The sequence below is a fragment of the Croceicoccus ponticola genome (assembly GCF_004004515.1).
GTDB lineage: Bacteria > Pseudomonadota > Alphaproteobacteria > Sphingomonadales > Sphingomonadaceae > Croceicoccus > Croceicoccus ponticola.
In genome coordinates this window covers 97,801-111,943 of record NZ_RXOL01000006.1, presented here as the reverse complement: position 1 = coordinate 111,943, position 14,143 = coordinate 97,801, and the positions used below count along the sequence as shown (strand labels likewise).

The following is a 14,143-nucleotide window of genomic DNA, read 5'->3' as shown; positions in this document are numbered from 1 at the left end:
GCGATGGCCGGCCCCGCCTCCCCCGACCACGAACGCGAGCCGGATCCCGGCAACACCGCGCTGGACGGCGAAGTGCCGCTGGCCGACGATGTCGCGCTGGCGGGCGCGGCGAACGTGGTCTTGTCCGAAAGGGGCACGGGCGCGCCATTGCTGGCTTATGCCGAAGCGCGCGACTGGGGCGTTATCGTCGCGCAAAACGAACTGGTCGAAGGGCACGACGGCCGCGACGCCGTGCCGCTCGCCTTGCGCGAAGGGGCGGACCCGATGGTCCTCCTTGAACTGCGCCGCCGCCTTGCCCGGCCGCTGCTGCCTCGTACCGTCCCCGCTGCCGATTTCGAAAAACTGTTGAGCGAGATTTACGGCAATTCAGGCGGGCTGGAGGCGGATAGCCTTGGCTTCGAGGGGCCGGACGAAACGCTGGCTTTTGGCCTGCCCAGCGCCGAAGACCTGCTCGACAGCGCGGACGATGCCCCGGCGATCCGGCTGATCAACGGGTTGATCGCCCAAGGCCTGCGCGACGGTGCGTCGGACATTCACATCGAACCTTACGAGCAGGCGCTCGTCGTCCGCTTTCGCGAAGACGGCGTACTTACCGAAAAGCTGCGGATGCCGCCGCATGTCGCCCCGGTGCTGGTCAGCCGGATCAAGGTCATGGCCCGGCTCGACATTGCCGAACGCCGCGTGCCGCAGGATGGCCGCATCGGCCTTTCGCTGGGCGGAAAGCTGGTCGATGTGCGCGTCTCCACCTTGCCGAACCGGGCCGGCGAACGGGTCGTCATGCGCTTGCTGGACAAGGACAATGCCGGGCTGACGCTAGGCGATCTTGGCCTCGACGATCATGCCGAACGGGTGCTGAAGCGCGCGTTGAACGAACCCAACGGCATTGTGCTCGTCACCGGGCCGACCGGTTCGGGCAAGACGACCACGCTTTACGCGGGTTTGCGCGGGTTGAACGATGGTCAGCGCAATATCCTGACTGTGGAAGACCCTGTGGAATACGCTGTGGACGGGGTGGGGCAAACGCAGGTGAACGCGAAAGTCGGCCTGACCTTCGCGGCGGGCCTGCGCGCGATCCTGCGGCAGGACCCGGACGTCGTGATGGTCGGCGAAATCCGCGACAAGGAAACCGCCGACATCGCGGTTCAGGCGTCGCTGACGGGCCACCTCGTGCTGTCGACCGTGCACACCAACGACAGCGTCGGCGCGATCACCCGGATGCGCGACATGGGCGTCGAAACGTTCCTGCTGGCCAGCACGCTGCGCGCGGTCATCGCTCAGCGGCTGGTGCGGCGATTGTGCAAGGTTTGTCGGCGCCGTGGATCGATCGATCCTGCGCTGGCCGAACTGCTCAGGATCAAACCCGGTACCGCCGTCAATCATGCGGTCGGCTGCGAGGCATGTGGCCATTCGGGCTATCAGGGCCGCGTCGGATTGTACGAAGCTTTGCGCGTCGACGACACGATCCGGCGGCTCATCAATGCGAACGCGTCCGAAGAGGACATCGCCGACTATGCATTCGGCAAGGATGCGCAGGGCAACCGTCGCGGCACCCGCCTGACCCGCGCGGCAAAACGGCTTGTGCTGGCGGGTGAAACTTCGCCCGAAGAAGCCGCCCGCGTGGCGCGGCGCGATGACGGGACCACGGTGGCCTGATGCCGCGCTGGTCCTATCTCGCGGTCGACCCTGGCGGCAAGGAACGGCGCGGCGCGATCGACGCCGCCAGCATGCCCGCCGCACGTGCGCAACTGGCCACGCGGCGCTGGCATGTCCTGACGCTGGACGAGACGGCGGCAAAGACGCGCCGCACCACGCCCGGTGCAATCCAGATGCCGTCGCGCACGCCGAAACTGGCGGGCAAGGCGCTGGCGCTGTTCACCCGGCAGTTCGCGTCGCTGATGACGGTCAGCCCGCTGGAAGAGGCGCTGCGCACGATCAGCCGCCAGACCGAAAAGGCCAAGGCCCGCGCCATCCTGACCAACGTGCACCAAGGCGTGGTCGAAGGGCTGCCCCTGGCAGAGGCATTGCGGCGCGAACCGGCGAGCTTTCCGCCGATCTATCGCGCGATGATCGCGGCCGGTGAATCGAGCGGCAGCCTGCCGACCATCGCCGAACGGCTGGCCGACATGCTGGAAAAACAGGCCGCGACGCGGGCGCGGATATTCGCCGCGCTCGCCTATCCGGTGATCCTGTCGCTGATGGCGATCGGGGTGGTGATGCTGCTGATGATTTCGGTCGTCCCGCGCGTGGTGGAACAGTTCGACAATGCGGCGCAGCAGTTGCCGTTTCTGACCCGCGCGGTGATCGCGATATCGCAATTCCTGTCGCAATACTGGTGGGTGCTGGGCGTGGGATTGGCGCTGGTGGTGCTGGGTTTCCTGCGCGCGCTGGCGGTTCCGGCTTTTCGCTACCGGTTCGACGCGATGCTGCTGGGGGTGCCGTTCATCGGGCGGCTGATCCGCGACGTCCATGCCGCCAGCCTTGCCCGAACGCTTGCAACGATGATCGACGCGCGCCTGCCGCTGGTCGATGGCCTGCGCCTGTCGTCGCGCACCGTATCGAACAGCGTTCAGCGAAGGGCGCTGGAGCAGATCACCGAAAAAGTGCGCGCCGGCACCTCGCTATCCACCGCGCTGCGCGAGGCGGGCACGTTTCCGCCGCTGCTCGTCTATCTTGCCGCCAGCGGGGAAAGCGCCGGACGGTTGGGCGACATGCTGCAACGCGCGGCCGACTATCTCGAACGCGAGTTTTCGCAGTTCACCGCCGCCGCAATGGCGCTGCTCGAACCGCTGATCATCATCGTGATGGGCGTGATCGTCGCGCTCATCATACTCGCCATCCTGCTGCCGATCCTGCAGCTTCAGGATCTTACCGGACTTTGATCTCATGACCCACCCGAACGACACGCCCGCCAACCGATCTGACCGCAAGAAGCGTGGGCCGAAAAAGCGCAACGGCTTCAGCCTTGTCGAGCTGATGGTGGTATTGTTCATCATCGCGCTACTGGCGACCGTGGTGGCGATCAATGTCCTGCCCAGCCAGGACAAGGCGATGCGGGTAAAGGCGGAAGCCGACATCAACACCCTGTCACAGGCGATGGAGCTCTTTCGCCTCGACAACGCGACATATCCCAGCGCGAGCGACGGGCTGACGGCGCTGGTCAGCCCACCCGCGACGTTGGCCATGCCACAGAATTATCGCAGTGGCGGCTATATCAAGGCGCTGCCGTCCGATCCGTGGGGCCGGGCGTACCAGTACCGGTCGCCGGGCCAGAGTGGGACGCCGTTCGAAATCTATTCGCTGGGCGCCGACGGACAACCGGGCGGCGACGGGGACAACGCCGACATCGTCGGCTGAACCGCGATGGCGCTGCGGCTGAACCACGACCTGCCCGACGGGGATGCAGGCAATGACCCGCTCGATGGCCAGATCGATGGGCCCGACGGGTTGATCGTGCTGTTGCCCGAAGCGCCGCGCGGCGAATGGCGCTGGTGGCGGGTAACCGGCGATCGGCTTGGACGCGAATACGGGTTTACGCCGGGCCATGACGTGCCGTGGGGCGATGGGGAAGGGCGGCGGGTCGTTGCGCTGGTCCCTGCGGCGCTCGCGCCGGTGCGGATCGTGCCGCGTGGCGACATGCCGATGGCGCAGGCGCTGGCCGCGACCCGGCTCGACCCGCCGGGCCTGCGTGCGCCGGTTGCGGACACGCATGTGGCGGTGGCTTCCGCTGATACCGGCGACGCGGTGCTGGTCGCCGCGGTGGCAAGGGGCGACATGGATGTCTGGTTGGCTGAACTGGCCGGTGCCGGACTGGATGCCGATGCGCTGATACCTTCGGCGCTGGTGCTGCCTGTGGCCGAACGCGGATACGTTGCCACCGGCGCGATTGGCGGTCAGGCGCTGGCCCGCACACAAGCCGCGGCGTTCGCAGGTGAGGAAGACCTGCTCCCCGCGCTCGCGCCGGGTGCGGAACGGGCGGCGGTGTCCGATGACGACATCACGGCGCGCATGGCGGCGCAATTCGCTGCGCCCGAACTCGATTTGCGGCAGGGCGTTTATGCCCGTGCGCGGGTATCCTATCTCCGCCTGCCCGATTGGCGGCAACTGGCGCGGATGGCGGCGCTGTTGCTGTTGCTGATCTTTGCGATCTTCGTGGTGGAAACGATCAAGCTGAACCTCGATGCCTCTGCCCGTGAAGACAAGGCGATCGCCGCGGCACAGGAACGCTTTCCCGGCGTAAGCGACCTCGCCACTGCGGAGACGCAGATCCGCGCAGATTTGTTGCGGCGCGGCGCGGGCGGCGTGGCGTTTGCCGACACTGCTCCGGCCGTCTTTTCCGCAATGCAGTCGAACCCGTCGATCCGTTTGCGCAACGTCAATTGGCGGGCCGACGGAACGCTGGCCATTCGCGCCGCTGCGCCCGACAGCAATGCGCTGAACCAGATGCTCGTTTCCCTGCAACGCGACGGTTGGCAGATTACCGTCCCGCCCGATGTCGCGCCCGATGCCAGCGGCGCAACCGTCGCCGATATCACGGTGCGCGCACCATGACCCCGGTGATCACCCCGGCGCGCGACTGGTACGTCGCGCTGACCCGCCGCGAACAGGTGCTGGTCGGAACGGCCGCCGTTATCGCGGGCGTCCTGCTGCTGATCTATGGCCTGATCCTGCCGATGGGCGCGGCGCATGATGCGGCGCATGTCCGGCATCGCGACGCTGTGCTGGCCGCAGGAAACGTGATGGCGGGGCTGGACCAGCTTGAAAATACACCGCCCGCGCGTGGTGGCGGGCCGGTGGCGCAGGCCGTGGCCCAGATCGCGGCGACCGAAGGGCTGGTCCTGCAAGCCAACGAACCGCGGGGCAATGGCGGCGCGATGATCGTGGTCCCGACCGCCGCGCCCGGTTCGGCGCTGGCCTTCGTCGACCTGTTGCGCCGTCAGGGCATCGTGGCGGAACAGGTCACGATCACGCCCGCGGCCGACGGATCGGTTTCGCTGAACGCAACAGTGCGGAGGACGGGTTCGTGATCGGACGCTGGATATTCATCCGCGACGGCCGCCTTGCGCGACGCACCAAGCTGGCGTTGCTCCTGCTGGTGTTTATCGCTCTCGGCGCGCTGTTCCCGCTCCGTCTAGCGCTGGGCGCGGCCAATGCGGCGGGATCGCTGACCGCGCGGGAAGTCGACGGAACAGTCTGGTCCGGCGCGGCAGGCGACCTGCATGCGGGCAGCCTTCCGCTCGGTTCGCTTTATGTCGGCTTGCGTCCGCTGCCGTTGTTACTGGGACGCGCGGAATTCGCGCTCGACCGTCCAGCCATGCCGGGTCAGGCGCAGTTCGGCGCCGTGACGCGCGGGGGCGATGGTTGGAGCGTGGTCAAGGACGCCAATGGCGAACTGGACGTGGCCGGACTGATGGCCCCGCTCCCCGTTCGGGCGCTGACATTTGCCGATTTCGCGATGGAAATGCGCGGCGGACGCTGCGTTTCGGCATCGGGCACGCTGGGCATCGTGATTTCGGCGCTTGGCCCGGTTCTGCCCGCAGAAACGATCATGGCCGGCCCCGCGCGTTGCGAGGATGGCGCGCTGTTCGTGCCGATGCAGGGGCCGAGCGGGACCGAGCGGCTCAACATGAAGCTCGATCCCGACGGCAAGTGGCACGCCGACCTCGTGCTCACCGGGCTTCCGGTGGAGGTCAGCGCGCCCTTGCTCGACATGGGTTTCACCGGTCGGCCCGAGGGGATCGGGGTTTCGGCCAGCGGTTCGCTTTAAGTTGGTTTAGCCAAGCACCGAACTGAGGAACCAGACGCGCTCTTCGGCCTCGTCCGTCCATTCGTCGATCAGCCCGTCGGTGGCGTTGTCGCCCGCGTCACCGGCCAGTTCCTTCAGTTCCTTCAACGATTTTACCAATGCCGCGTTGTCGTCGCGCAACCGTTCGACCATGTCCATCGGGGCGAGCGAGGTGTCGTCTTCGTCCACGATCCGGGTCTTGGCCGCGACCGATCCGATCGAGGTCAGCGTATTGGCCGCGTTCTTGCGCACGCGTTCGGCGATCACGTCGACATTGGCGAATATCGCCGTCGCCTGTTCGTCGAACAACAGATGCAGGTCGCGGAACTCGCGGCCCTTCACGTGCCAATGGAAGTTCTTGGTTTTGAGATAGAGGGCGAGGTGGTCCGCCAACAGCCCGTTTAGGCCGTCGACCAGTGCCTTTTTCGCGTTGTCGCCCATCCCGAATTCTCCTGTGTCATCGCATTTGCTTCACCCGACCAACCCACCAGGCGGGCAGGCGTTTCAGGCATTATGCGGGATACAGTGTTCGCTTTTCCCGATCAGGAAATCCGGCTGTCCAATCTCCGCGCCAACCCGGCGAACAGGGTGACGAGCACCGGGATCAGCACGATCGACAGCACGACCTTGGCCAGCATCTGTCCGGCCATGAGCACGAGGATCGGGAACACGCCGAGGAAGGCGACGGTAATGAAGATCACCGTGTCGACTGCCTGCGACAGCGCGCCGGCGATGCCTGCTCGCAGCCAGATCGGGCCGCCGAAGCGGGACTTGATCGCACTGATGACGGTTATGTTGAGTATCTGCGAAATGCCATAGGCGATGGGCCCCGCCATCCAGATGCGCCACGTCGATCCCAGGATCGTTTCGATCGCGGCCAGCCGCTCCGGGTCCATTTCTGGAGAGGCCGGAAGCCATTTGACGAACAGGCTGAGCACGATCGAAAACAGGATCGGCACGAAGCCCCAGAGCACCAGCTTGTTCGCCACGGCCCGCCCATAAACCTCGGCGACGGCACCGCCCACGGCGACGAGCATCAGGAACGCGAACATTCCGGCTTCGACGGCCAACGGCCCCAGCGCGACCTGCTTGTTGCCCAGCACGCCTGCGAACGTGCACATCCCGCCATAAAATACGGCCAGTGCGAACAGGCCGGGCGCGAACAGGCCGCGGGGCACGGCGATGAGGGTCTGGGCCGACGCGGCTGCGAATGGGGAATCGTTCATCCCCCCTGCGATAGCGGCTTTGCCAATGGTCGCAAGCGCCGTGTCGATTGACCATGCCCGATGCTCGGTCTAGTTGCCCCCGAAACCGTTTCCTCCCAATCGCTCCCCTCTCATGTCCTTGAAAGAAGATCCCGGCGCGTGATGCCTGACGAACCATTCGACATCGTGGCCATCGGCGATGCCATCGTCGACGTACTGGCGCGGCGCGACGATGCGTTCCTTGCCGAAACCGGCGTGGCCAAGGGCACGATGCGGCTGTTGCAGGATGCCGAGGCCGATGCGCTCGTCGCCGCCATGCGTGAAAGCGGGCCGGTCAGCGAAGTGCCCGGCGGTTCGGCGGCGAACACGTTGGCCGGTGCGGCGGCGGCGGGTGCGCGGTGCCGGTTCATCGGGCAAACCGGCGACGATCGGCTGGGCACATTGTTCGGCGCGCATATGCACGCGCTCGAAATCGCCTTCGACACTCCGCCGCTGCGCCACGCGCCGACGGGGCGCTGCCTCATCCTCGTCAGCCCTGACGGCGAACGCACGATGCAGACGAACCCGGGGGCGAGCCATCACCTGACCCCCGACGCGCTGGACGAAGAGGCTATCCGTGCGGCCAAGTTCCTGTTCCTCGAAGGGTATTTGTGGGGCCCCGAGACGCCGCGTGCAGCCATGCGCCGGGCAATTGAAATCGCCCATGCCGCGGGCCGCCGTATCGCCTTTACCCTCTCCGATTCCATCGCCCTGCCGGGACGGCGCGACAGCCTTGCGAAACTGGTGGCTGACGGCGGCGTCGATATCCTGTTCGCCAACGAATACGAAGCGTGCCTGATGGCCAATGTCGACAGGCCCGATCAGGCCATCGCCCTGTTGAGCGCGCAAGTGTCGACACTGGTGCTGACCAAAGGCGCGCGTGGGGCCATGGCCATCGCGCGCGGCGAACGGGTGGAAATACCCGCAGCGCCCGTGCCCGAAGTCGTCGATACGACCGGCGCGGGCGATCAGTTCGCCGCGGGCTTCCTTGCGGCGCAAGTGCGCGGCGACGATCTGCGCGGCAGCCTTGAACATGGCGCGCGGGCGGCGGCGTCGGTCATTACGCATGTCGGCGCACGCCCGGTGGCCGGGTTCGAGACGGGAGACGCATGATGGGCGCGATCACCAAGTTGGCGGTTTACTGCGGTTCTGCCGCCGGGCGCGATCCTGCGCATCTCGCCATCGCGCGCGAACTGGGCACGATCATGACCGCGCGCGGGATCGATCTTGTCTATGGCGGCGGCAAGCTGGGGTTGATGGGCGCGATCGCGGATTCGGTGCTGGACGCCGGAGGACGCGTTTATGGCGTCATCCCGTCCGCGCTGGTCAGCCACGAAGTCGCACACCTTGGCCTGACCGAGCTGCACGAAGTCGCCGACATGCACCAGCGCAAGGCGAAGATGACGCAACTGTCCGACGGTTTCCTGTGCCTTGCAGGCGGGATCGGCACGTTCGACGAACTGTTCGAAGCGTGGACGTGGAACGCGCTGGGCTATCACGCCAAGCCGTTCTGCCTGCTGAATACCGGCGGCTACTGGGACAAGTTCATGGAATTTTGCGACCATGTCCGCGACGAAGGTTTCATGAGCGGCGCACGCCGCGAACAACTGCTCAGCGCGGACACCATCGACGCCGCGCTCGACAAGCTGGAAAGCGCGGCCAGAGCGGCACAGGACGGCCCGGTCTGGTAACCGGCGGCTGAATTAGCCGTGCGCGGCTGGCCCGAACGCAGCCGGCAACAGGGCCGAAATCGTCGTGATTTCATAGGCATCGCCGCTGGCCCCGGCGCAGATGATCTCGATATCCCGGCCCGAAAGCGCCGCCGCCTCGAATATCGCCTGTCGGCAGCCGCCGCACGGCGTGATCGCGTCGATGCCGGTGATGGCCCCGTCGCGCCACGGCCCGCCCGCGACCGCGACGCGCGCCACTTGCGCCAATCCGAACACATGCTGCGCCGTCGTCAGCGCCGATTGTTCGGCGCACAGACCCAGCCGGTAGCAGGCGTTTTCCATGTTCGCGCCGGTCGCGATGCGCCCATCGACCGATTCCACCGCGCAACCCACCCGGAACTGCGAATAGGGGGCGTGGGCCCGATGCGCTGCATCGCGTGCCATGGTCACGAGTTCGTCTGTTGTCGCCATGCTAAACCCCTATCGTCCGCGCGCCGGTTGGGAAAGGGGCAGCGTGAACCGCGATTAGGAGGTATGATGTGCGGGCCGGGGCGGTGCTTGACGACTATCTCTTTAAAACTTACATTAAATGTATAAGGAGAATGCGATGTCCATCGATGTAAACCTGGATAAGGCGACCGCACAGGTCCGGGAAACGGGGCAAAATCCCGCGCAGCGTCCGACGATTGCAGGTTTTTTCGACGAGGCGACGTTCACCGTAAGCTATGTGGTTCACGATGCCGAAACAAGCGAGGCCGCGATCATCGATTCGGTCCTGGACTACGATCCTGCGTCGGGCTCGACCGGTTTTGGATCGGCGGATCGCATCATTGAATATATCACTTCTAATAATCTGAAAGTGACATGGATTCTCGAAACCCATGCGCACGCCGATCACTTGTCTGCCGCCCCCTATCTTCAGGAAAAGCTTGGCGGAAAGCTGGCCATCGGCGCCGATATCGTCCGGGTGCAGGAAGTGTTCGGCAAGATGTTCAACGCCGGCACCGATTTCGAACGCGACGGTTCGCAGTTCGATCACTTGTTCACCGACGGCGAAACCTTCCGCATCGGCAAGCTGGAAGCGATCGCCCTGCACGTGCCCGGCCACACGCCAGCCGACATGGCGTATTTGATCGGCGATGCCGCGTTTGTCGGCGACACGATCTTCATGCCCGATTACGGCACCGCGCGCGCCGATTTCCCCGGCGGCGATGCCCGGCAATTATTTCATTCCATCCGCCGCCTGCTCAGGCTGCCGCGCGAAACGCGGCTGTTCCTGTGCCACGATTACAAAGCGCCGGGCCGCGACGAGTACGCTTGGGAAACGACCGTGGGGCAGGAGCGCGATCACAACGTGCACGTCCGCGATGGCGTGACCGAGGATGAATTCGTCGCGATGCGCACCACGCGCGATCGGACGCTGGCGATGCCCAATCTCATTATGCCGTCGGTTCAGGTGAACATGCGCGGCGGGCATTTGCCCGAGCCGGAGGATAATGGCGTGAGCTACATCAAGATTCCGGTCAACGCCGTGCGGAGGCCGGCGTGATGTTGCCCGGCTTTCCTGACGCGCAGCCTGTAAACGGGCTCATCGGCGGTGTGCTCATCGGGCTTGCCGCAGCGATCATGCTGCTTGGGAACGGGCGGATCGCGGGGGTCAGCGGGATGCTGGCGCGCACGCTGGGCCTGACGCGCGGCACGCCGTGGCCGATCGCCGCGCTGTTCGTAGCGGGCCTGATCCTCGGCGCGGTGCTCCATTTGCTTACGCTCGGTCCGATCGAAGCGGATTTCGCGCCGGGCTGGGGCTGGCTCGTCGCGGGCGGCCTCATCACCGGCATCGGCACACGGTTGGGCAGCGGCTGCACCAGCGGGCACGGCGTATGCGGGATGTCCCGACTATCGCCCCGATCCATCGTCGCTACGCTGACCTTCATCGCCGCGGGCATGGTCACCGTCGCGGTCGTCAACGCGGTCGGAGGAGGCTGGTGATGCGCGCGTTCGTTTCGATGTTGTCCGGCATCCTGTTCGGGTTCGGTCTGGCCTTGTCGGGCATGATGGATCCGTCGCGGGTGCGCGGCTTTCTCGATATTTTCGGTGACTGGGATCCGACGATGGCCTTCGTCATGGGCGGGGCGGTCATCGTCATGGCCATCGCGTGGCGCATGCAAAAGGCGATGAACAAGCCCGTTGTGTGCGATCAGTTTTCCCTGCCCGGGACCAAGCTGATCGATGCACGCCTGATTGGTGGCGCGGCGCTGTTCGGGATCGGCTGGGGCCTTGCCGGCCTTTGCCCCGGCCCGGCGGTTGCGTCGCTGGCCAACAACCTTTCAGGAGCGGCGATTTTCGTTGCGGCGATGATCGCAGGGATGGTGATCTTCCGCCTTACCGAACGGCCGGCGCAATAACGGTTCAATCGAACGGGGGTATCGGCATGAGCACGCAGCACAAGCACAGCATCGTGATCGTCGGCGGCGGCGCTGCCGGGATCGCGACGGCATCGTCGATGCTGCAACGCGACGGCACGCTGGACATTGCGATTGTCGAGCCCAAGGCCGAACATTACTACCAGCCGGGCTGGACCATGGTGGGGGCAGGGGTGTTCAAGGCCCCGTTCACCGCGCGCCCGATGGCCGACGTCATGCCAAAGGGCGTGACATGGCTGAGGGCGGAGGCCGCATCGTTCGATCCCGACAACAACACCGTGGTGCTGACCGATGGAAGCATGGTCGCCTATGACCTGCTGATCGTGTGCCCCGGCATAAAGCTGGACTGGGGCCAGATCGCGGGATTGGAAGACACGCTGGGCCGCAATGGCGTGACGTCGAATTACCGCTACGATCTTGCGCCCTATACCTGGCAACTGGTGCAGGGGCTGAAATCCGGCACGGCGCTGTTCACTCAGCCGCCGATGCCGATCAAATGCGCGGGAGCGCCGCAAAAGGCGATGTACCTGTCGTGCGACGAATGGCTGGCCAAGGGCGTGCTGGATAAGATCGACGTGCAGTTCCACAATGCGGGGGCAGTGCTGTTCGGGGTGGGCGCTTATGTCCCGGCGCTGATGGAATATGTCGCGAAGTACGGCATCGGGCTGAATTTCACCTCCACCCTTGTCGCGGTGGACGGGCAGGCGAAGCAGGCGACGTTCAAAACCGAAACCGGCGATGTCACGCGCGATTTTGACATGATCCACGTCGTCCCGCCGCAAGTCGCGCCCGATTTCCTGCGCGATAGCGCGCTTGCCGGGCCGACAGGCTTTGCCGAAGTCGACGATTTCACCATGCGGCACAAACGCTATCCCAACGTGTTCGCGCTGGGTGATGCAGGGTCGATGGGCAACGCGAAAACCGCCGCCGCCGTGCGCAAACAGGCCCCGATCGTGGCGGTCAATGCGCTGTCGGTCTGGGGGGGAGGAGAGCCGGTCGCCGCCTATGACGGGTACGGTTCGTGCCCGCTGACGGTGGAAAAGGGCAAGGTCGTCCTCGCCGAATTCGGGTATGGCGGCAAATTGCTGCCAACGTTCCCGACGTGGATCATCGACGGCACCCGTCCGCGCCGCCTGTCTTGGTTGCTGAAAACCGAAGTGCTGCCGTGGGTCTACTGGAACGGGATGCTCAAGGGCCACGAATGGATGGTGCATCCCGACACTCCGGCCGCGGCCTGAGATCGGGCGCGAAGGCACCATGCTCGCCCGCTACTTCCCGATCCTCGACTGGGGCCGCCGATACGACGGCGACAAACTTTCCAGCGACATGATGGCGGCGATCATCGTCACCATCATGCTGATCCCGCAAAGCCTTGCCTATGCGCTGCTAGCCGGGTTGCCGCCGGTCGTCGGGCTCTACGCCTCGATCCTACCGCTGGTCGCCTATGCCGTGTTCGGGACCAGCCGGACGCTGGCGGTGGGGCCGGTCGCGGTGGTGTCGTTGATGACGGCCAGCGCGGCGGGTGCGGTCGCGGCGCAGGGGTCGCCCGAATATCTGACCGCCGCGATCACGCTGGCCGCATTGTCGGGCGTGATGCTGGCGATACTGGGCCTGCTGCGGTTGGGTTTCCTTGCCAACCTCCTGTCGCATCCGGTGATTTCCGGCTTCATCACCGCCAGCGGCCTGTTGATCGCAACCAGCCAGTTGAAACACATCCTTGGCGTGAAGGCAGGGGGCGACAACTGGCCCGACATGCTGGGCAACCTGGCCCGCGATCTGCCCGATACCAATCCGTGGACGCTCGCACTGGGCACGGGCGCGACGCTGTTCCTGTTCTGGGTGCGCAAAGGGTTGAAGCCCTTGCTGGTCCGGTTCGGCCTGAAACCGCGCGCCGCCGACATGACGGCAAAGGCGGGGCCGGTCGTCGCCGTGGCTGTGACGATCCTGCTGGTGCTCGGCCTAGACCTCGCGGCAAAGGGCGTGAAACTGGTCGGCGCAGTGCCGGAGGGGCTGCCGCCGTTCGCATTGCCGTCGTTCGATACCGGCCTGATCGCGCAATTGTGGGTGCCCGCGCTGCTTATTTCGGTCATCGGTTTCGTCGAAAGCGTGTCGGTCGCGCAGACCCTTGCCGCCAAACGCCGCCAGCGGATTTCGCCGGATCAGGAACTGATCGGCCTTGGCGCGGCCAATATCGCCAGCGCCATTTCGGGTGGATATCCGGTGACGGGCGGGTTCGCGCGCTCGGTGGTGAACTTCGACGCAGGCGCGCAGACCCCGGCGGCAGGCGCCTTTACCGCGGTGGGCATCGCGCTCGCCTCGCTGTTCCTGACGCCGTTGCTGTTCAACCTGCCCATCGCTACGCTGGCCGCCACGATCATTGTTGCGGTTCTCAGCCTTGTCGATCTGAAGACGCCGAAGCGGCTGTGGATCTATTCAAGGGCCGATTTGTCCGCCCATGTCGTCACCATCGGCGTGACGTTGGTCAAAGGTGTCGAAACCGGCGTCATAGCGGGCGTGCTGGTCGGTTTGCTGCTTTATCTGTGGCGCGCATCGCGGCCCCATGCCGCCATTGTCGGGCGGGTGCCCGAAACGCAGCATTTTCGTAATGTCGATCGGCACAAGGTACTGACCGTCCCGCACGTCCTGTCGATCCGCATCGACGAAAACCTGTCCTATCTCAATGCCCGCTGGCTTGAGGAATACGTGCTGGAGCGCGTCGCCGAACGCCCTGAGCTGCGCCACGTCATCCTCATGTGCAGCGCGGTGAACGCCATCGACGCCTCTGCGCTCGAAAGCCTCGAGGCGATCAATCACCGGCTTGGCGACGGCGGCATCCGGCTGCACTTGTCCGAAGTGAAAGGCCCCGTCATGGACCGGCTGGAGCGTAGCCATTTCCTTGACGAACTGACGGGCCGCGTCTTCCTGTCGCAGGACAGGGCCTTTTCCGAACTGGTGATCGACGACGGCAGCGAACCGCCGGTACAGGCGGCCGATTGGGCCCGCGGCATGATCTGACCACGGTTC

16 protein-coding genes are annotated in these 14,143 nt (G+C 65.4%); 13 read left to right on the top strand and 3 right to left on the bottom strand.

Translation table 11 applies throughout. The features are described 5' to 3' along the window. The first annotated feature begins 3 nt into the window (after window positions 1-3). The 6 genes from EKN06_RS12755 to gspN are packed head-to-tail and all read left to right on the top strand — an operon-like array spanning window position 4 to window position 5,764. Window positions 4-1,653: a GspE/PulE family protein gene (locus tag EKN06_RS12755; protein ID WP_127613300.1), complete on the top strand. Its 1,650-nt coding sequence runs from the start codon at window positions 4-6 to the stop codon at window positions 1,651-1,653. Then, window positions 1,653-2,879, top strand: a complete 1,227-nt coding sequence (gspF, locus tag EKN06_RS12750; protein ID WP_127613299.1) for a type II secretion system inner membrane protein GspF — start codon at window positions 1,653-1,655, stop codon at window positions 2,877-2,879. Before EKN06_RS12755 ends, gspF begins: the two co-directional genes overlap by 1 nt. A gap of 4 nt (window positions 2,880-2,883) precedes the next feature. Continuing rightward, window positions 2,884-3,354: a type II secretion system major pseudopilin GspG gene (gspG, locus tag EKN06_RS12745; protein WP_127613298.1), complete on the top strand. Its 471-nt coding sequence runs from the start codon at window positions 2,884-2,886 to the stop codon at window positions 3,352-3,354. A 6-nt stretch (window positions 3,355-3,360) separates the two neighbouring features. Further along, a complete protein-coding gene (gene gspL / locus EKN06_RS12740; RefSeq protein WP_127613297.1) occupies window positions 3,361-4,548 on the top strand; it encodes a type II secretion system protein GspL in 1,188 nt (395 codons plus the stop codon). Beyond that, the gene (gene gspM / locus EKN06_RS12735) at window positions 4,545-5,024 is read left to right on the top strand and encodes a type II secretion system protein GspM (RefSeq protein WP_127613296.1); all 480 of its coding nucleotides are present in this window, start codon (window positions 4,545-4,547) and stop codon (window positions 5,022-5,024) included. Before gspL ends, gspM begins: the two co-directional genes overlap by 4 nt. Continuing rightward, the gene (gspN, locus tag EKN06_RS12730) at window positions 5,021-5,764 is read left to right on the top strand and encodes a type II secretion system protein N (protein WP_164844063.1); all 744 of its coding nucleotides are present in this window, start codon (window positions 5,021-5,023) and stop codon (window positions 5,762-5,764) included. Before gspM ends, gspN begins: the two co-directional genes overlap by 4 nt. Window positions 5,765-5,770: 6 nt before the next feature. On the opposite strand, the gene EKN06_RS12725 is transcribed toward gspN, so the two are convergent. Continuing rightward, window positions 5,771-6,223, bottom strand: coding sequence for a Dps family protein (locus EKN06_RS12725; RefSeq protein ID WP_127613294.1), 453 nt, complete (start codon window positions 6,221-6,223; stop codon window positions 5,771-5,773). 101 nt (window positions 6,224-6,324) lie between these two features. Beyond that, window positions 6,325-7,008 (bottom strand): queuosine precursor transporter, encoded by a 684-nt coding sequence (locus EKN06_RS12720; protein ID WP_127613293.1) that lies wholly within the window; start codon window positions 7,006-7,008, stop codon window positions 6,325-6,327. A 141-nt stretch (window positions 7,009-7,149) separates the two neighbouring features. Between EKN06_RS12720 and EKN06_RS12715 the strand changes: the two genes are divergently transcribed. Both EKN06_RS12715 and EKN06_RS12710 read left to right on the top strand, forming a co-directional pair. Beyond that, window positions 7,150-8,139 (top strand): adenosine kinase, encoded by a 990-nt coding sequence (locus EKN06_RS12715; RefSeq protein ID WP_127613292.1) that lies wholly within the window; start codon window positions 7,150-7,152, stop codon window positions 8,137-8,139. Window positions 8,140-8,147: 8 nt separating this feature from the next. Further along, entirely contained in the window at window positions 8,148-8,717 is a 570-nt protein-coding gene (locus tag EKN06_RS12710; RefSeq protein ID WP_127613341.1) for an LOG family protein, read from the top strand. A 12-nt stretch (window positions 8,718-8,729) separates the two neighbouring features. On the opposite strand, the gene EKN06_RS12705 is transcribed toward EKN06_RS12710, so the two are convergent. Beyond that, window positions 8,730-9,167 carry a cytidine deaminase gene (locus EKN06_RS12705; RefSeq protein WP_127613291.1) on the bottom strand — a complete coding sequence of 146 codons (438 nt, stop codon included), beginning with the start codon at window positions 9,165-9,167 and terminating at the stop codon, window positions 8,730-8,732. Window positions 9,168-9,303: 136 nt separating this feature from the next. Between EKN06_RS12705 and EKN06_RS12700 the strand changes: the two genes are divergently transcribed. The 5 genes from EKN06_RS12700 to EKN06_RS12680 are packed head-to-tail and all read left to right on the top strand — an operon-like array spanning window position 9,304 to window position 14,134. Next, window positions 9,304-10,245: an MBL fold metallo-hydrolase gene (locus EKN06_RS12700; RefSeq protein WP_127613290.1), complete on the top strand. Its 942-nt coding sequence runs from the start codon at window positions 9,304-9,306 to the stop codon at window positions 10,243-10,245. Beyond that, complete coding sequence (locus EKN06_RS12695) at window positions 10,245-10,685, top strand: YeeE/YedE family protein (protein ID WP_205693896.1); 441 nt, start codon at window positions 10,245-10,247, stop codon at window positions 10,683-10,685. Before EKN06_RS12700 ends, EKN06_RS12695 begins: the two co-directional genes overlap by 1 nt. Next, window positions 10,685-11,101, top strand: coding sequence for a DUF6691 family protein (locus EKN06_RS12690; RefSeq protein WP_127613288.1), 417 nt, complete (start codon window positions 10,685-10,687; stop codon window positions 11,099-11,101). The genes EKN06_RS12695 and EKN06_RS12690 overlap by 1 nt, the downstream gene beginning before the upstream one ends. A 26-nt stretch (window positions 11,102-11,127) precedes the next feature. Continuing rightward, window positions 11,128-12,357, top strand: coding sequence for an NAD(P)/FAD-dependent oxidoreductase (locus EKN06_RS12685; RefSeq protein ID WP_127613287.1), 1,230 nt, complete (start codon window positions 11,128-11,130; stop codon window positions 12,355-12,357). Window positions 12,358-12,376: 19 nt separating this feature from the next. Beyond that, the gene (locus EKN06_RS12680) at window positions 12,377-14,134 is read left to right on the top strand and encodes a SulP family inorganic anion transporter (protein ID WP_127613286.1); all 1,758 of its coding nucleotides are present in this window, start codon (window positions 12,377-12,379) and stop codon (window positions 14,132-14,134) included. The last annotated feature ends 9 nt before the right edge of the window (window positions 14,135-14,143 follow it).